The organism is Ensifer aridi (assembly GCF_002078505.1).
GTDB classification, from domain to species: Bacteria; Pseudomonadota; Alphaproteobacteria; order Rhizobiales; family Rhizobiaceae; genus Sinorhizobium; species Sinorhizobium aridi.
The window spans coordinates 441,635-458,554 of the sequence record NZ_LUAV01000012.1 but is presented as its reverse complement, the minus strand read 5'-3'; the positions used below and the strand labels follow the sequence as shown (position 1 = coordinate 458,554).

Here is a 16,920-nt window from a genome sequence, read left to right as displayed (position 1 = left end):
GTCAGTTGGTTGCCGGCTCGGCGGACTTGACCGGGCTGATGCGGTCGCCATCGCGGACATAGGCGCCGGCCTTCGCCACCGCCTGCTCACCGGGCTTGATGCCGGAGAGGATTTCCACGAATTGCCCGTCCTGGATGCCGGTTTCAACGGGAATCAGGCGCACGACGCCGTCCTCCACCTTACGCACGATGGACTTGCCATCTTCCGAGGTAACAGCCGTTTGCGGCAGGACCACCGTCTGCTTCTCTTCTACCGTTATTACCGTGCTCGCATACATGCCGGCGCGCGCCGTCACCGTGTCGGCGAGGCTGATGTGGACTTTGCCGAGGCGGGTCTGCGGGTCGACCGTCGGCGCGATCAGCCGGATCTTGCCTTCGATGATCGTATCGCTGCCGGCGAGCTTGACTGTCGCGGGCTGTCCGACCGTAAGCTTGACGATATCGGCCTCGGTGACATCGGCTTTCATTTCCACCGCGCCGTCGCGGATGATAGCGAAGAGCGGTTCGCCGTTGCCGCTCGCGATCGCGCCGATCTTGGCGTTCTTGGCCGAGACCACGCCGCTCACCGGCGCCTTGACGGCGGTGCGTGCAAGACGCAGGTCAACATCGTCGATCTGGGCCTGCACCACCTTGATATCCGCGGTCGCGACGCTCACCGATTGCTCGGCCGAACGCAGGCGCGCGCGCGCGGCGGCGGCGAGCGCCTTGAGGCGGTCGGCTTCGGCAGTGGAGACGGTGCCGTTTTCCGATAGCCGCACGGCACGATCGGCGACACGCTGTGCCTCCTCGGAATTTGCCTCGGCTTCGCCGAGTTGGGCTCGGAATTGCGCAAGGGCCGCTTCCGTCTTGGCGAGATTGGCTTCGAGTTGGCTTTTCTGCAAGAGCAGCGCGTCATCGTTTAGAACGACGAGCGTACTTCCCTCTTCGACGCGATCGCCGATGTCGACATTGAGCGACCGGATGGAAAGACCGTCCACCAGCGGCGATACATAGGTCTCCTCGACGGCCTCGATCGAACCGGTGGCAACGACGCGATCGGTAATCGTCCGCTCCGCCGCCTCTGTCACCACAATGGAGGGTAGTGTCTGTTTTTGCTGTTGGGGTTCGACGGCTTCGTCCGCGGAGGCGCCGGAAAGGGCAGACAGGATCATCGCTGCGCAAGCGCCGAGGACAGGCAGGAGCTTCTGAGCCATAGGCTTGTTTTCCCGAAACTGAAGCAAATCATGACCGCTCGCCGCCTATGGAGGCAGGGGCCGGCCGCAATCACGCTATCTCACTCGTTTTCCGTACAACGTCTCCGGCGACTGACCGCGGGAGACGTTCACGGTCTACAACCTCAAATCTCTGCCCGATACAGCGGTTTCAGACCGAAGATGCCGGGCGGGAAGAAAATTCCCAAAAAGGCAATGCTGACGAAATATGGATTCCTCCATACGCTTGCCCTCCAGTCAAACGTTCCGGCCTATGTAATCGCCGGAGCAAATGCTTACAAGGGCGGCGAAGCGATGGTGCCTCATTATTTCTATTCTGCTGCCTTTCATAGCGCAATAGCGATGCAACCTGAAGGCAGTCTTAACAACTCAAGCGGGTCGACGAAAAATAACGGATAATGCCGCCGCCGACGGCTCTAAATCGCCGAAATCATTCGCCTTGTGTCATTGCAGTCGGTGTGGTGCGTGTTTGCCGCGTTGGCTGCGACCTTTTGACCGTGGAGCGGGCGGCCCGCCTCCAAAGAAAGGAGCGCGCGGCGAGGGCCGCGCGCTCCGAGCTTCCTCCGCATAGGCTATTTCAGTGCGGCGTCCGTGATCTCATGCGTCCAGGCGCCTTCCGGCTCCTTGGAGATGACCGGGTCGGAACCGCCGGCAAGCAGCGACTGGACCGTGCGCTTGTAGTCCGCCTCGTCGAGCGCGCCGTTGGAACCGGCGGTCAGTTTGGCGATTTCGCCCATCATCCGCTTCTGGTGCTTTTCCGTTTGGGCGCCGGTCGAGTCGTTCTCGAGCACGATATCCGCCGCCTCGTCGGGGTTCTCCTCGGCATATTTCCAGCCCTTCATCGAGGCACGAACGAACTTCACCATCTTTTCCTTGAAGGAGGCGTCCTTGAGTTTGTCCTCGAGAACATAGAGGCCGTCTTCGAGGGTGGCGACGCCCTGGTCCTCATATTTGAAGGTGACAAGATCCTCCGGCTTGATGCCGGCATCGATGACCTGCCAGTATTCATTGTAGGTCATCGTGGAAATGCAGGCCGCCTGCTTCTGGATCAGCGGGTCGACGTTGAAGCCCTGCTTGAGCACCGTCACGCCGTTCGAGCCGCCGTCGGTCGGGATCTTCAGTTGTGCCATCCAGGAGAGGAAAGGATACTCATTACCGAAGAACCAGACGCCGAGCGTCTTGCCTTTGAAGTCTTCCGGGGTCTTCACGCCGGATTCCTTGAGACAGGTCAACATCATGCCGGATCTCTTGAAGGGCTGGGCGATGTTGACGAGCGGCACGCCCTTTTCGCGCGTAGCGAGAGCGGAGGGCATCCAGTCGACGATGACGTCGGCGCCGCCGCCGGCAATCACCTGCGGCGGAGCGATATCGGGACCGCCCGGCTTGATTTCGACGTCGAGGCCCTCTTCCTCGTAGAAGCCTTTGTCCTTGGCGACGTAGTAGCCGGCAAACTGGGCCTGGGTTACCCATTTCAGTTGCAGCGTGACCTTGTCGGCGGCATTGGCATGGAAAGCGGCAAGCGAGAAGACGCCCGCTGCCAGCAGAGATGCAATTTTCTTCTTCATGTCAGTTCCCTCTTATCATTACTTTGTTATCAGGCCCGGCCACCGCGGACGGACGGATGCCAGAACGTGATGGCCCGCTCGATGAGCGCGACCACCCCGTAGAAGACGGAGCCAGCCACCGCCGCCACGGCGATTTCGGCCCAGACCATGTCGACGTTCATGCGCCCCACTTCCGTGGAGATCCGGAAGCCCATGCCGACAATGGGCGTTCCGAAAAACTCGGCCACGATGGCGCCGATCAGCGCCAGCGTGGAGTTAATCTTGAGTGCGTTGAAAATGAAAGGCCAGGCGGCCGGCAGGCGCAGTTTGACGAGCGTCTGCCACCAGGTGGCGGCATAGGTGCGCATCAGGTCGCGCTCCATGTGACTTGCGGCGGCAAGGCCCGAAACCGTGTTCACCAGCATCGGGAAGAAGGTCATGATAACGACGACGGCGACCTTCGACTGCCAGTCGAAGCCGAACCACATGACCATGATCGGTGCGACACCGATGACGGGGAGGGCGGAGACGAAATTGCCGAGCGGCAGCAGCCCCTTCTGCAGGAAGGGCGAACGGTCGATGAGGATCGCCACAAGGAAACCGAGGCCGCAGCCGAGCACGTAGCCGGTCAGCACGGATTTCAGGAAGGTCTGCCGGAAATCGGCAGCAAGCGTCGGCAGCGAATTGACGAGCCGCTGCCAGATCATCGACGGCGCAGGCAGTAGGACCGACGGAATGCCGAAGCCACGAACGATGCCCTCCCACAGGACCAGGATCGTCACGCCGAAGAGGAGCGGCACGGCGAAGCGCGCCGCATTGTTGGCGGCACCGCTTTGAAAGCGCTGTCGGACCAGCCATTCGTTGAGGGCCCAGGCGCAGAGCCAGAAGAGGATGGCGCCGGCGAGAACGGGGAGATTCATGGCTTGGCTCCCATGCGCTTCAAGACGGCGCCGTGCGCCGCGCCGACGATCATGACAAGGACAGCGGCGAGCGCCGCCGCCATGAACAGCGCGGCCCAGATCTGCACCGTCTGCCCATAATAAGAGCCCGCGAGCAGACGGGCGCCGAGCCCGGCGACCGCACCGGTCGGCAGCTCGCCGACGATTGCGCCTACGAGCGAGATGGCGACGGCCACTTTGAGCGAGGTGAAGAGATAGGGCATGGAGGAGGGCCAGCGCAGTTTCCAGAAGGTCTGGGCCGGCGAGGCGTTGTAGGTGTGCATCAGGTCGAGCTGGATCGTCTCTGGACTGCGCAGGCCCTTGACCATGCCGACGACCACGGGGAAAAACGACAGATAGGTGGAAATCAACGCCTTCGGCAGCAGCCCGGCAATGCCGATCGCGTTTAGGACGACGATGATCATCGGCGCGATTGCCAGGATCGGGATCGTCTGACTCGCAATCACCCAGGGCATCAGAGAGCGGTCCATCGCGCGATTGTGGACGATGCCGATCGCGAGCAGGATGCCGAGTGCTGCGCCGATGCCGAAGCCGAGCAGGGTCGCCGAAAGCGTGATCCAGGCGTGATAGACGAGACTGCGCTTCGAGGTGACCGCCTTGTTGACGGTCGTGTCCCAGATTTCGGCGACAACCTGGTGGGGTGCCGGCAGCACGGGGCGCTCCTGCGCCATGGTGTTGCGGAGGAGATCGGAGAAACCGATCTCGGTGCCGGCGCGTGCCGCGGTGTCGCGCTCGAAAGGGGCGTTCAGGAAGACGGCGGCGACGTACCAGATGGCGATCAGCAGGACGATGACGGTGCTGATAGGGAGGAGTTTGTCTCGGAGGAAGGTCTCTTGGCGCATGTCAGGCCTCCTCTCTGCTCAACGGCTCGGCGCGCCAAAGATAAAGGATATCCGGCAAGCCTTCCTCGTTGTCGCCGCTCGTTCTGCGCACCGGCGCGAAACCCTCGCGTTCATAGAAGCGCTGAGCGCCCGTATTGTGTTCAAAGGTCCACAGCCGGAGTTCGGTTTTCGCCCGCCTCTTTGCTTCCCCGAGAAGGGCGGCCCCGATTCCCCTGCTCCTGTAGGGTTGATCCAGATACAGCGCGGACACGAAGCGGTCTTCGACGAGAGCGAGGAAGCCTCCAATTTCTCCCTGGCAATCGGCGACGGTCACTACTCCGTTCACAAAGAGCGTTTCGCGATAATAACGCCGCACATCGTCGGGCGTATGAATCCGAGGCATCCACTCCGTACCGTCTACCCAGCGGTTGAAGATGTCGGCGCATGCTTCCACGTCCGCCAAGGCCGCATCCCGGCAGCGAACCTGGGCGGCGCAAGCACTATTCATCATAGCTGTGCCCCGCTCTCAAACCTTCGCGTACACGATGTGCAATTTCCAGGAATTCCGGCGTCTCGCGAATACCGAGCGGCCGTTCCTTCGGCAGCGTCGATTCGATGATGTCCGTCACGCGGCCTGGGCGGGGGCTCATGACGACGATTTTGGTCGAGAGATAGACCGCCTCCGGTATGGAATGGGTGACGAAGCAGATGGTCTTGTCGGTGCGCGCCCAGAGCTTCAGAAGCTGCTCGTTCAGGTGATCGCGGACGATTTCGTCGAGGGCGCCGAAGGGCTCGTCCATCAGCAGGAGATCGGCGTCGAAGGCAAGTGCGCGGGCGATCGACGCGCGCTGCTGCATGCCGCCCGAAAGCTGCCAGGGATATTTCTTGCCGAAACCCGAGAGATTGACGAGCTCCAGCGTCCGCTCGATGCGCGCTTTCTGCTCCTCCCTCGGATAGCCCATGATTTCGAGCGGCAGCGCGACATTCTTCTCGATCGTGCGCCAGGGGTAAAGGGCGGGCGCCTGGAACACATAGCCATAGGCGCGCCGCCGGCGGGCTTCCTCTGGCGTCATGCCGTTGATGGCGATCGTGCCGGCGGTCGGTCGCTCCAGGTCGGCGATGACGCGAAGAAACGTGGTCTTGCCGCAGCCGGACGGGCCGATGAAGGAGACGAAATCGCCCTTCGCCACATCGAGGTTCACGCCGGTAAGTGCATTGACCGGCCCGTCGCTGGTCTCAAACGTCAGGCCGAGATTCCGGGCCGAGACCACGGAGGCGGGATTGGATGTCATCAGCGGATTCTCATCATGGCTTGTCTGTGTCAGACTGCTATCCGGACCCGCAACATGCAATCGGGGATTTGCCGCTGACGACTTCTGTTGCAGGTTTTTCAGCGAATTCTGGAGAACGCTCATGGTTCGATCATCCAATCCTGGCTGTCGTGTGGTTCGCCCCGGCGATGCCTATGCCGGCAAGCAGGGGCTCAACTATTTCGAAGGCATAGCGGCGGAGACCGTCGGCTCCACCGGGATATGCATGCATCTCCTGACGATGCCGCCCGGTGCGCGCGCCAAGGCGCACCTTCACGAAAGCCATGAGACGGCCATCTACGTTCTTTCCGGCGAGGCGCACACCTGGTTTGGCGAGCGGCTTGAGGAGCATGTCATCGTCAAGACTGGCGAGATGTTCTACATCCCCGCCGGCGTGCCGCACCTGCCGGCAAACCTCTCGGACGCTCCCTGCACGGCGGTGATCGCCCGGACAGATCCGAACGAGCAGGAGAGTGTCGTCCTGCTCCCGGAACTTGACGGTCTGGTGCCGGCCTGAGTTTTCAGCAGTCGGCGTTTCGCGCATTTGGGACGGCGGGCGTGGCATCTCGTGTCCGTCAAACCCCGCTTGCGGGAATGCCGGTACGTTGCACTGCACGAGGCGCAGTCACTTCCTTCCAGGTCGAAAGCGCCGTGCTGACCGCCGGGAAGGGATCGCGCCGCACGAATTCGCCATGGCCTTCCTGCGTCTTCACCGTTGCTTCTTCGATCGCGACGACGCCGCGGGTCAGCGTGAAGCGCGGCAGCCCGGTGACGGTCTTGCCCTCGAAGACATTGTAGTCGATCGCCGATTGCTGGGTCTTGGCCGAGATTGTCTTCGAGCGTTTCGGATCCCAGACGACGAGATCGGCATCGGCGCCGACGAGGATCGCGCCTTTCTTCGGATAGATGTTGAGGATCTTGGCGATGTTCGTCGAGGTGACCGCGACGAATTCGTTCATGGTGATGCGGCCGGTGGCGACGCCGTAGGTCCAGAGCATCGGCATGCGGTCTTCAAGCCCGCCGGTGCCGTTCGGGATCTTGGTGAAATCGCCCACACCGAAGCGCTTCTGCGCCGTCGTGAAGGCGCAATGGTCGGTCGCGACCACCTGCAGCGAGCCGGAGGCGAGCCCCGCCCAGAGGCTGTCCTGGTGCAGCTTGTTGCGGAAGGGCGGCGACATCACGCGGCGGGCGGCGTGGTCCCAGTCCTTGTTGAAATACTCGCTTTCGTCCAGCGTCAAGTGCTGGATCAAGGGCTCGCCAAAGACGCGCATGCCCTTGGCGCGAGCACGCCGGATCGCTTCGTGCGCCTGCTCGCAGGAGGTATGGACGATATAGACGGGACAGCCGGCCATGTCGGCGATCATGATCGCGCGGTTGGTGGCCTCGCCCTCGACTTCCGCCGGGCGCGAATAGGCATGCGCCTCGGGGCCGTTGTTGCCGTCCGCAAGCAGCTTCGCCTGGAGCTGGGCGACGACGTCGCCGTTTTCCGCGTGGACGAGCGGCAGAGCGCCGAGCGCCGCGCAGCGCTGGAACGAGGAGAACATCTCGTCGTCGTCCACCATCAGCGCGCCCTTATAGGCCATGAAGTGCTTGAAGGTGTTGATGCCCTTGTCCTTGACGATGGTCTCCATCTCGTTGAAGACCTGCTCGCTCCACCAGGTGATCGCCATGTGGAAGGAATAGTCGCAATTGGCGCGGGTGGACTTGTTGTCCCACATGGTAAGCGCTTCTAGCAGCGACTGCCCGGGCGAGGGGAGGGCGAAATCCACGACCATGGTCGTGCCGCCGGCAAGGGCCGCGCGGGTGCCGCTTTCGAAGTCGTCCGAGGAATAAGTGCCCATAAAGGGCATCTCAAGATGGGTATGCGGATCGATCCCGCCCGGCATGACATAGCAGCCGCTGGCGTCCAGCGTCTCCGTGCCGGAGAGATTAGGTCCGATCTCGACGATCTTGCCGCCCTCGACCTTGATGTCCGCCTTGTAAGTGAGGTCGGCGGTGACGATGGTTCCACCCTTGATGACAGTGCTCATTGGTTATGTTCCTCTGGATGGTGCTTTCGGCGGCCGGGGTCGCCAAGAAAAAGGGCGGAACCACCGTCCCGCCCGCAAAATCTCACTCGACGACTTCTGCCGTTTCGAGGACGGCGTGGAAGAGGACGTCGGCGCCAGCCGCGGCCCATTCCTTGGAGATGTCTTCCGCCTCGTTGTGGCTGAGCCCATCGACGCAGGGGCACATGATCATCGTGGTCGGCGCCACCTTTGCGGCCCAGCAGGCGTCGTGGCCGGCGCCCGAAATGAGGTCCATGTGGGTGTAGCCAAGTTTCTCGGCGGCGGCGCGGACGGTGGATACGAGTTTCGGATCGAAGGTCACGGGATCGAAATGGCCGACCGCCTCGATCGAACAGCCGACGCCGAGCGCCTCGGCGATCTTCGGCGCCTCAGCCTCGATGCGCGCGCGCATGCCGTCGAGCTTTGCCCGGTCGGGCGAACGAATATCGACCGTGAAAACGGCCTTGCCCGGCAGCACGTTACGGGAATTCGGCGAGAAGAACATCTGGCCGACGCCGCCGACGGCCCCCGGCTGGTTTTCGATCGCGACGGTCTGCACCATTTCGAGGATGCGAGCCATGGCAAGGCCGGCATTGACGCGCATGTTCATCGGCGTTGAGCCCGTATGCGCCTCCTTGCCCGTCAGGGTGAATTCCAGCCACCACAGGCCCTGACAGTGGGTGACGACGCCGATCTGTTTGTTCTCGGCCTCGAGAATCGGCCCCTGTTCGATGTGGTACTCGAAATAGGCGTGCATCTTGCGGGCGCCGACTTCCTCGTCGCCCACCCAGCCGATGCGCTTCAGTTCGTCGCCAAATGCCTTTCCTTCCGGGTCCTTGCGGGCATAGGCATATTCCAGCGTGTGGACGCCGGCGAAAACGCCGGAAGCAAGCATCGCCGGCGCAAAGCGTGCGCCTTCCTCGTTAGTCCAGTTGGTCACCACGATCGGGTGTTTCGTCTTGATGCCGAGGTCGTTCATCGTGCGCACAACCTCAAGACCGCTCAGGACGCCGAGCACACCGTCGAACTTGCCGCCGGTAGGCTGCGTATCGAGGTGGGAGCCGATATGGACGGGCAGCGCATCGGGGTCGGTTCCAGGGCGGGTCATGAACATGGTGCCCATCTTGTCGACACCCATGCTGAGCCCCGCCTTTTCGCACCAGGACTGGAAAAGCCGGCGGCCTTCGCCGTCCGCGTCCGTGAGCGTCTGGCGGTTGTTGCCGCCGGCGACGCCGGGGCCGATCTTCGCCATATCCATCAAGGAATCCCACAGGCGGTCGGCATTGACGCGCCTATTCTCGCCAGGTGCTCCCATGGCGCTCTCCTCTTTTTGGCGGCCGATCCCCCCGGGGATAGCCCTCATGTTCCCGTTGGCCAAATCGGGGCCTTGTTTGTTGCCCTTCGATCAGCCGTTGCCTTTGTCGGCATTCTGACTGATAATTTGACCGGTTGGTAAACATTACAACTTCCGTGGCGGCACTCAAGCCGGAAAAACAAAAAACGGAGCTGGTGCCCAAAAAAATGGCGCGTCCGAATTTTGGGCATCCGGGGGCGGGCATCGGTAGGGGGCGAGATGGTACTTCCAAGAGCGGCCAAAACGCAAAGGCGTACACGCATCCAGGAGGAAAAAGAGGAGCAGATACTCGAAGCGGCGCTCGAAGTCTTTTCAGCGAACGGCTTTCGCGGCTCGACCATAGACCAGATCGCCGAAGTGGCCGGCATGTCGAAGCCGAACCTGCTCTATTATTTCCGCACCAAGGAGGCGATGCACCGGGCGCTGATCGACCGCGTGCTCGATACCTGGCTCGATCCGCTCCGCGAGCTCGATGCCGAGGGTAACCCGGTCGCGGAAATCCGCAGCTATATTCGCCGCAAGCTCGAGATGGCGCGCGAGTTCCCGCGCGAAAGCCGTTTGTTCGCCAATGAGATTCTGCAGGGTGCTCCGCACATCGAGGACGAGCTCAAAGGGCCGCTGAAGCAACTGGTCGACGAGAAGGCCGAAGTCATTCGCGCCTGGGCCAAGGCCGGCAAGATCGCCAAGTGCGATCCCTACCACCTGATCTTCGCGATCTGGTCGACAACCCAGCACTATGCCGACTTTGACGTGCAGGTGCGCGCCGTGCTCGGCCAGGAAAACGCCGGTGACGGACGTTTCGAAGACGCCGCGCGCTTCCTGGAACGGCTATTCGTGGACGGCCTGCAGGTGCGCGAATAGCTGGCGGCACAGCGCGAGTGGGAAGTTAGGCTTCATTGGCCTTTCAGCGACTAACCACGCGCCGGCAGCAACTCGGAAATCTCCGAAGCATCATCAACGATACAGGTCTCAAGGCGCGCTTGGCGGCCACGCAGGCCGATATCGAGCCGCCTGTGGCCCTGAAGGTCGAAGCCGGCGTGCTGCACCAGTTCGACGGAAACAGCAAGTTCGGCATCGTGTTCCTTGGCGAGACCCTCGAGCCGGCTCGCGGTATTGATCGTATCGCCGACGGCGGTCAGCGACGTCGCCTGGCCATAGCCCATCTCGCCGATGATCGCCGGGCCGGCGTGCAGGCCGATGGCGAGCCTCAGCGGTTGATCGAGTTCGCCTTCGAAAGTCTGGTTTAGCGCTCGGATGCCTTGGGACAGTCGGGAGGCGGCATTCAGCGCCTGGCGGCAGGCTTGCGGGAGAGGAGTCTTCAGCCCGAAGATCGCAAGCGCCCCGTCGCCGATGAACTTGTCTATCACGCCGCCGGAGCTTTCGACGGCTTCGCCGACCATTTCGAAATAGCGGTTGAGCAGGAAGACCGTGTCATAGGGCAGCCTGTGCTCGGCGATGCGAGTGAAATCGCGCAGGTCGCAGAAGAGCACCGCGACCCGCCGCTCCCGACCGCCCCCGTTCTGCCGGGCGAGCTGCGTCTTGATACCGAGACTGTCGGTATCAAGGATGGGGACCACGCTGACGTCGTGGGCGGGCCGGAACTGGCAGGCGAGGCGCACATTGTCGGGAGCGCCGATGCGGGCGAGCGTTGCGCGTTCTGCTGCTTCGGGCACTGGCTGGCCTTCGAGGCCCTGGATTATCCGCACGCGGCACGTCGAACAGCGGCCTCGGCCGCCGCAAACGGAAACATGCGATATGCCGGCGGCGCGGCTCGCCTCGAGCACGCTGAAGCCAAGGCTGACGGCGGCGACGCGCCCATCGGGATAACGGATGCGGATACGACCGCGCGACGGCAAGGCGCGAAGCGCCAGGGTTCCGCCGATCAGTCCTGCAAAGCCGCCATAAAAGGCGAGGCGGATATTCTCGAGGAGGGCCGGGTCGGCGCGCTGTTGCAGGCTTGCATAGGCCCTGTCGCCATAACCTCCATGTTCGGCATATTCGCGCCCGAGCGAGCGTGCGCCATTTACGAAACCGAGCAGCGCGAAGATCGGCACGAGCAGAGCGACGGTATAGAGCAGTGTCTCGTAACGCGGAAACCAGTCGCGCCCTCGCATCCAGAACCAGGCGCCGAGGCAGGCATGACTCCAGACGAAGAGAAGGGCGATCGTCTGGCGCGTCGTGTTGGCGGAGCTCGACCAGAGCGCCCGCAGAATGGTCGGATAGTCGCCGCCGATACCGGCCAGGAGCGGCTCCACTCGGGTGGCGACCACATGGGGTATCAGCAGAAAGGGCAGGCTCAGGCCGAAGATGATCTTCAAGGCTTCGCCGACCGGCATCCTCAGCGTCTGGCGGCGATAGAGGCTGTCGAGCGCCATCAGGAAGTGCGTGAGCAAGGCGCCATAAAGCACGACGGTTCCGGGCAAGCTTTGCCACACAAGCGTGAACACATGCCGGCCCGCTTCCATGGCTCCGATGGAAACGAGGCCGAGCGAATGATTGAGAAAATGGCAGAGCACGAACACTCCGAGCACGCTGCCGGAGATCAGGTGTATCTGTTTGCGTCTGCTGGTGGAAAGAATTGTCAAACGGGCTGCCTGGGTCTGCCGGCCGAGGCCCGGCCGGTTTGATTTTCTTCCTTATTAACCAGATCGCTAGTGCCGACAACTTACGTTTCGGACACAAACTGTTTCGCTTTTGTGATCGCTCCTGGAATTCCCCTCAATTTTGAGGATGCAGTGGCGTGAACGAGTTAAGACGCTTTTCTACTCCATGATGCGCGGCAAGCCCGCGGCGAGCTTATCGATCACCACACGCAATTTCGGCAACATGTGCTGTGTTCGCGGCCAAACAGCATGCGCCTTGAAGATAATGCCCGGCCGATCGGTGAGCACGCGCACGAGTTCGCCACGCTGCACCCGCTCGCGCACCAGCCAGCAGGGCAACCAGGCGAGACCGAGGCCCTCGGCGGCGGCATCGGCGATTGCTGCGAGGTCGTCGAGTCTGAGTCGCGTTCTCGGCAGTACGGTCTCGCTCGCTCTGTCTTCGGCGGGAAAGGACCAGGGCCGCGGCTCACTGCTGCGGGCATAGACCACGCCGTGATGGGCAGCTAGATCCGAGACGGTGTTGGGCGTGCCATGCGCCTCAAGATAGACGGGGGAGGCGCAGACGGTCATGCGCTGTTCCGCGACCGTGCGGGTCATCAGGTTGCTGTCATTGCCGACCGAGCCGTTGCGGATGGCGAGATCGAAGCCCTCTTCGAGCAGGTCGATGACGCGGTCGTTGAAGGAAAGATCGAGCTCCAGCCGAGGATGCGCGCGCAGGAGGTCACGAAGCAACGGGGCTACGCATTGGCGACCGAAGAGAACCGGCATCGAGATGCGCAGACGGCCGCGAATTTCCCGCCTGCCGGATTCGAGGAGATCTTCTGCCGTCTTGATCTCGCCGAGTGCCCGCTGGCAGCTCTCGTAGAAGAGCTGCCCTTCTTCGGTGAGGCTCTGCGCCCGTGTGGTGCGATGGAAGAGGCGTACGCCGAGCCTTTGCTCGAGCCGCGCGATCGTCTTGCCTACGGCGGAGCGCGAGAGATGCAGGCGCTCGGCGGCGGCTGAGAATCCTCCCACCTCCGCCACTTCCACGAACACGGAAATGCCGTTCAGTCGCTCCATCGATTGCATCCCGTTAGGAAACAATAAGGCGAAATCTTATCGCAACTGGCGACCCATGTTCAACAGTATGCTCGTCCAATAACGATTGACGAAAGGAACGAGCATGTCGAAATGGATGCAGCAATGGAGCACAGAGGCGGTCGGTCCGCATGATCTCAAAATCACCGAGCGCCCGATGCCCCAAATCGGAGATCATGAGGTCCTTGTGCGCACGCTGGCAGTGTCGCTCAACTATCGCGACAAGCTCGTGCTCGAAACCGGCATGGGTCTCGACCTGGCCTTCCCTTTCGTGCCGGCCTCGGACATGAGCGGTGTCGTGGAGGCCGTCGGCAAGAGCGTGACGCGTTTCCGGCCGGGCGAGCGCGTAATCTCGACCTTTGCGCCCGGCTGGCTCGACGGCCTGCGTCCGGGCAACGGCAGAACGCCATCCTATGCGACCCTCGGCGGCGTGCATCCGGGCGTCATGTCGGAATACGTCGCCTTCCCGGAAGGCTGGTTCGCCGCGGCGCCGAAAAGCCTCGATGCCGCGGAGGCGAGCACTTTGCCATGCGCGGGGCTGACGGCCTGGTTCGCCCTGATAGAGAAGGGGCAGTTGAGGCCCGGTGACCGCGTGGTGGTGCAGGGAACGGGCGGTGTCGCGCTCTTCGGCCTGCAGATCGCCAAGGCGACCGGGGCCGAGGTCATCGTGACCTCGGGCAGCCCGGAAAAGCTCGAACGCGCTCTTGCGCTCGGAGCCGATCATGGCGTCAAACGGTTGACGGAGGACTGGGTGGAGCGCGTCTATGCGCTGACCGGCGACCACGGTGCCGACCACATTCTCGAGATCGCCGGCGGCGCGGGACTAGGTCAGTCGCTGAAGGCGGTTGCGCCGGATGGGCGCATCTCGGTGATCGGCGTGCTTGAGGGTTTCGAGGTTTCCGGTCCGGTCGCGCCGCTGCTTTTGAAGTCGCCGGTGGTACAAGGTATCAGCGTTGGTCACCGGAGAGCGCTCGAAGATCTGGTCGGTGCGGTCGATCGCATCGGGCTGAAGCCGGTGATAGACAAACGTTACAGGTTCACCGAGTTTCGGGAGGCTCTCGCGCATCTCGATCGCGGTCCCTTCGGCAAGCTGGTGATCGAGTTCTGACCGTATCAATGCAGAAGGCCGCCGATGTTCTTCGGCGGCCTCACTGCCTCGTCGACCGTTCCTTATTCGGCGGCCTGGCGGGCCATCGGGTTGTTCGGGTGGGTCGTCCAGTTGGCGTAGTTGGGATCGACCGGCTTGCCGGTGCGCTTGTCGAGTGCGCCGGCGGGCAGCGGCTCCATGGTGATGCAGTTCTCGACCGGACAGACATTGACGCAGAGATTGCAGCCGACGCATTCCTCCTCGATCACCTCGAAATGGCGCACGCCATTGACGAACTGCGTGATCGCCTGGTGCGAGGTGTCCTCGCAGGCGATGTGACAGCGGCCGCATTTGATGCAGGCATCCTGGTCGATCTTCGCCTTGCTGACGTAGTTGAGGTTAAGGTACTGCCAGTCGGTGACGTTGGGCACGGCGCGGCCGCAGATGTCGTCGAGCGTGCGGTGGCCCTTGGCATCCATCCAGTCGGAGAGACCCGTGATCATCTCCTGGACGATCTTGAAGCCGTAGGTCATCGCCGCCGTGCAGACCTGCACGTTGCCGGCGCCGAGCGCCAGGAATTCGGCCGCGTCCCGCCAGGTGGTGATGCCGCCGATGCCGGAGATCGGCAGGCCGTAGGTCTCCGGATCGCGGGCGATCTCGGCGACCATATTGAGCGCGATCGGTTTCACCGCCGGGCCGCAATAGCCGCCATGGCTGCCCCGGCCGTCGATCGAAGGCTCGGGCGAGAAGGTGTCGAGGTTGACCGCAGTGATCGAGTTGATCGTATTGATCAGCGACACCGCATCGGTGCCGCCGGCCTTGGCGGCGCGTGCGGGCTTGCGGATATCGGTGATGTTCGGCGTCAGCTTAGTGATCACCGGCATGCGCGTGTACTGCTTGCACCAGCGCACGACCATCTCGATATATTCCGGCACCTGGCCGACCGCGGAGCCCATGCCGCGTTCGGACATGCCGTGCGGACAGCCGAAGTTGAGCTCGATGCCGTCGGCCCCCGTTTCCTCGACCAGCGGCAGGATCGCCTTCCACGCGTTCTCCTCGCAGGGCACCATGATCGAGGCGATCAGCGCGCGATCCGGCCAGTTCATCTTCACCTGCTTCATCTCGCGCAGGTTCACATAGAGATCGCGGTCGGTGATGAGTTCGATATTGTTCAGCCCCAGCAGCCGCCGGTCGGCGCCCCAGATCGCGCCGTAGCGCGGGCCGTTGACGTTGACGACGGGCGGTCCTTCCTCGCCAAGCGTCTTCCAGACGACGCCGCCCCAGCCCGCCTTGAAGGCGCGCTCGACGTTGTAGGCCTTGTCCGTCGGCGGCGCCGAGGCGAGCCAGAACGGGTTCGGGGATTTGATGCCGACAAAATTGTTGCGGAGATCAGCCATTGTTTCGTCCTCTCGATCCTGTTCCGATTCTTACGCGACAGCGCTCGCCAGCGGCTGAGCCACGGCGAAAGCCCGGTTGATCGATTCGGCAGCATCGCGGCCCATGGCAACGGCGGAAACGGTCAGATCCTCTCCGCCGAGCACGCAGTCGCCGCCGGCCCAGACCTTGGCATGCGAGGTGCGGCCCTCTTGATCGATGACGATGCGACCGCCCTCCATCTGAAGCGCGCCGAGCCCGGAGGCTTCGAAGGTCTGGCCGATGGCCTTGAAGATCTGGTCGGCGGCAATGATACCGGTTTCCCCGGTCGCCGCCAGCTTGCCATCGGCGAGCGTGGTGTATTCGAGCTCGATGCCCGCCACCTTGCCGTCCTTCACGGCAATGCGCTTCGGCTGCAGCCAATGGCGGATGGTGACGCCCTTCGATGCCGCGAGGTCCTGCTCGAACTCGGAGGCGTTCATGTGCTCCTTGCCGCGGCGATAGCAGATCGTCACCTCCTCGGCGCCGAGCAGCTTCGCCTGGACGGCGGCGTCGATCGCGGTCATGCCGCCGCCGAGCACTACGACGCGACGCCCGACCGGAATGTCAGCCTTGGTTTTCGACTGGCGAAGCGCCGCGATGAAACCGACCGCGTCCTCGACCCCTTCGGCATTCTCGCCTTCGATCCGGAGTGCATTGACACCGGCAAGGCCGAGGCCGAGGAAGACGGCATCATATTGCTCGGTCAGATCGGCGAGGGAGAAGTCGCGGCCGAGTGCCTGGCCGTGGCGCACCTCGATACCGCCGATCGAAAGCACATAGTCGACTTCCTTCTGCGCGAAATCGTCCACGGTCTTGTAGGCGGCGATGCCGTATTCGTTAAGGCCGCCGGATTTTTCGCGCGCGTCGTAGATCACCACGTCGTGGCCTTTGACGGCGAGGCGGTGGGCGCAGGCAAGCCCCGCGGAGCCGGCGCCAACGACGGCAATCTTGTGGCCGGATCGGGCGGCGCGCGTGTAGAACTGCTTGTTCTCCCGCATCGCTGTATCGGTCGCGTAACGCTGCAGCCGGCCGATCTCGACCGGCCGCTCCTCCGCCGTGTTGCGCACGCAAACCTGTTCGCAGAGCGTCTCGGTGGGACAGACGCGGGCGCACATGCCGCCCAGGATGTTCTGGTCGAAGATTGTCTTCGCCGAGCCGATGGGATTGCCGGTTGCAATCTGGCGGATGAACAGCGGGATGTCGATGGAGGTGGGACAGGCCGTCATGCAGGGCGCGTCATAGCAGAAATAGCAGCGGTCCGCAGCGACCAGCGCCTCGTGCTTGTCGAGCGGCGGATGAAGGTCGGAGAAATTGGCTTCATACTCGGCAAGCGGCAACCGCCCGCCGAGAATCCCAGATTGCGTCGTTCCCATTTTTTGGCTCCCAATGTTTTCTCAGGATCAGGGAACGGTAACACGCTTTATTTTTTTATCAAACGGTAAAATTTCCTTCGCATCCAGCGCAAATGCCGGGAAAACGGTTCTTGCCGCA

Annotated in this window: 15 protein-coding genes; 3 read left to right on the top strand and 12 right to left on the bottom strand. The window is 62.7% G+C overall.

Translation table 11 applies throughout. The annotated features are described in order from the left end of the window. Position 1: 1 nt before the first annotated feature. The 6 genes from AYK65_RS12325 to AYK65_RS12295 form a co-directional block, all read right to left on the bottom strand. Positions 2-1,192, bottom strand: a complete 1,191-nt coding sequence (locus AYK65_RS12325) for an efflux RND transporter periplasmic adaptor subunit (RefSeq protein ID WP_026618103.1) — start codon at positions 1,190-1,192, stop codon at positions 2-4. 590 nt (positions 1,193-1,782) lie between these two features. Further along, positions 1,783-2,775, bottom strand: coding sequence for an ABC transporter substrate-binding protein (locus AYK65_RS12315; protein WP_046119697.1), 993 nt, complete (start codon positions 2,773-2,775; stop codon positions 1,783-1,785). 29 nt (positions 2,776-2,804) lie between these two features. Next, positions 2,805-3,674 (bottom strand): ABC transporter permease, encoded by an 870-nt coding sequence (locus tag AYK65_RS12310; protein WP_026618100.1) that lies wholly within the window; start codon positions 3,672-3,674, stop codon positions 2,805-2,807. Next, positions 3,671-4,555, bottom strand: coding sequence for an ABC transporter permease (locus tag AYK65_RS12305; protein WP_026618099.1), 885 nt, complete (start codon positions 4,553-4,555; stop codon positions 3,671-3,673). Before AYK65_RS12305 ends, AYK65_RS12310 begins: the two co-directional genes overlap by 4 nt. 1 nt (position 4,556) lies before the next feature. Beyond that, positions 4,557-4,988 (bottom strand): GNAT family N-acetyltransferase, encoded by a 432-nt coding sequence (locus AYK65_RS12300; RefSeq protein ID WP_244559969.1) that lies wholly within the window; start codon positions 4,986-4,988, stop codon positions 4,557-4,559. Positions 4,989-5,034: 46 nt separating this feature from the next. Beyond that, on the bottom strand, positions 5,035-5,826 hold the full coding sequence (locus tag AYK65_RS12295; RefSeq protein ID WP_046119721.1) for an ABC transporter ATP-binding protein: 792 nt from the start codon (positions 5,824-5,826) through the stop codon (positions 5,035-5,037). Positions 5,827-5,947: 121 nt separating this feature from the next. Between AYK65_RS12295 and AYK65_RS12290 the strand changes: the two genes are divergently transcribed. Further along, complete coding sequence (locus tag AYK65_RS12290; RefSeq protein WP_026618096.1) at positions 5,948-6,361, top strand: cupin domain-containing protein; 414 nt, start codon at positions 5,948-5,950, stop codon at positions 6,359-6,361. Between the two features lie 58 nt (positions 6,362-6,419). On the opposite strand, the gene hydA is transcribed toward AYK65_RS12290, so the two are convergent. Both hydA and AYK65_RS12280 read right to left on the bottom strand, forming a co-directional pair. Beyond that, positions 6,420-7,874 (bottom strand): dihydropyrimidinase, encoded by a 1,455-nt coding sequence (hydA, locus tag AYK65_RS12285; RefSeq protein WP_046119698.1) that lies wholly within the window; start codon positions 7,872-7,874, stop codon positions 6,420-6,422. Between the two features lie 82 nt (positions 7,875-7,956). Next, positions 7,957-9,207: a Zn-dependent hydrolase gene (locus tag AYK65_RS12280; protein WP_081158533.1), complete on the bottom strand. Its 1,251-nt coding sequence runs from the start codon at positions 9,205-9,207 to the stop codon at positions 7,957-7,959. 258 nt (positions 9,208-9,465) lie between these two features. Here AYK65_RS12280 and AYK65_RS12275 point away from each other — a divergent pair, with 258 nt between their 5' ends. Beyond that, complete coding sequence (locus AYK65_RS12275; RefSeq protein ID WP_026618093.1) at positions 9,466-10,107, top strand: TetR family transcriptional regulator C-terminal domain-containing protein; 642 nt, start codon at positions 9,466-9,468, stop codon at positions 10,105-10,107. Between the two features lie 50 nt (positions 10,108-10,157). On the opposite strand, the gene AYK65_RS12270 is transcribed toward AYK65_RS12275, so the two are convergent. Together AYK65_RS12270 and AYK65_RS12265 are read right to left on the bottom strand one after the other, a co-directional pair. Beyond that, on the bottom strand, positions 10,158-11,831 hold the full coding sequence (locus AYK65_RS12270; RefSeq protein WP_046119700.1) for an adenylate/guanylate cyclase domain-containing protein: 1,674 nt from the start codon (positions 11,829-11,831) through the stop codon (positions 10,158-10,160). A gap of 177 nt (positions 11,832-12,008) precedes the next feature. Beyond that, on the bottom strand, positions 12,009-12,908 hold the full coding sequence (locus AYK65_RS12265) for a LysR family transcriptional regulator (RefSeq protein ID WP_026618091.1): 900 nt from the start codon (positions 12,906-12,908) through the stop codon (positions 12,009-12,011). Between the two features lie 103 nt (positions 12,909-13,011). On the opposite strand from AYK65_RS12265, the gene AYK65_RS12260 reads away from it, so the two are divergent. Continuing rightward, complete coding sequence (locus AYK65_RS12260) at positions 13,012-14,034, top strand: zinc-dependent alcohol dehydrogenase family protein (RefSeq protein WP_026618090.1); 1,023 nt, start codon at positions 13,012-13,014, stop codon at positions 14,032-14,034. A 62-nt stretch (positions 14,035-14,096) separates the two neighbouring features. Here AYK65_RS12260 and preA read toward each other — a convergent pair whose 3' ends face one another. Together preA and AYK65_RS12250 are read right to left on the bottom strand one after the other, a co-directional pair. Further along, positions 14,097-15,410, bottom strand: coding sequence for an NAD-dependent dihydropyrimidine dehydrogenase subunit PreA (gene preA, locus AYK65_RS12255; protein WP_026618089.1), 1,314 nt, complete (start codon positions 15,408-15,410; stop codon positions 14,097-14,099). A 30-nt stretch (positions 15,411-15,440) separates the two neighbouring features. Next, entirely contained in the window at positions 15,441-16,802 is a 1,362-nt protein-coding gene (locus AYK65_RS12250) for an NAD(P)-dependent oxidoreductase (RefSeq protein ID WP_081158532.1), read from the bottom strand. Between the last annotated feature and the right edge of the window lie 118 nt (positions 16,803-16,920).

Bases quoted from the DNA above. Each gene is read 5' to 3' on its own strand.
- AYK65_RS12325 (WP_026618103.1), bottom strand. From the start codon at position 1,192: ATGGCTCAGAAGCTCCTGCCTGTCCTCGGCGCTTGCGCAGCGATGATC.
- AYK65_RS12315 (WP_046119697.1), bottom strand. From the start codon at position 2,775: ATGAAGAAGAAAATTGCATCTCTGCTGGCAGCGGGCGTCTTCTCGCTT.
- AYK65_RS12310 (WP_026618100.1), bottom strand. From the start codon at position 3,674: ATGAATCTCCCCGTTCTCGCCGGCGCCATCCTCTTCTGGCTCTGCGCC.
- AYK65_RS12305 (WP_026618099.1), bottom strand. From the start codon at position 4,555: ATGCGCCAAGAGACCTTCCTCCGAGACAAACTCCTCCCTATCAGCACC.
- AYK65_RS12295 (WP_046119721.1), bottom strand. From the start codon at position 5,826: ATGACATCCAATCCCGCCTCCGTGGTCTCGGCCCGGAATCTCGGCCTG.
- AYK65_RS12290 (WP_026618096.1), top strand. From the start codon at position 5,948: ATGGTTCGATCATCCAATCCTGGCTGTCGTGTGGTTCGCCCCGGCGAT.
- hydA (WP_046119698.1), bottom strand. From the start codon at position 7,874: ATGAGCACTGTCATCAAGGGTGGAACCATCGTCACCGCCGACCTCACT.
- AYK65_RS12280 (WP_081158533.1), bottom strand. From the start codon at position 9,207: ATGGGAGCACCTGGCGAGAATAGGCGCGTCAATGCCGACCGCCTGTGG.
- AYK65_RS12275 (WP_026618093.1), top strand. From the start codon at position 9,466: ATGGTACTTCCAAGAGCGGCCAAAACGCAAAGGCGTACACGCATCCAG.
- AYK65_RS12265 (WP_026618091.1), bottom strand. From the start codon at position 12,908: ATGGAGCGACTGAACGGCATTTCCGTGTTCGTGGAAGTGGCGGAGGTG.
- AYK65_RS12260 (WP_026618090.1), top strand. From the start codon at position 13,012: ATGTCGAAATGGATGCAGCAATGGAGCACAGAGGCGGTCGGTCCGCAT.
- preA (WP_026618089.1), bottom strand. From the start codon at position 15,410: ATGGCTGATCTCCGCAACAATTTTGTCGGCATCAAATCCCCGAACCCG.
- AYK65_RS12250 (WP_081158532.1), bottom strand. From the start codon at position 16,802: ATGGGAACGACGCAATCTGGGATTCTCGGCGGGCGGTTGCCGCTTGCC.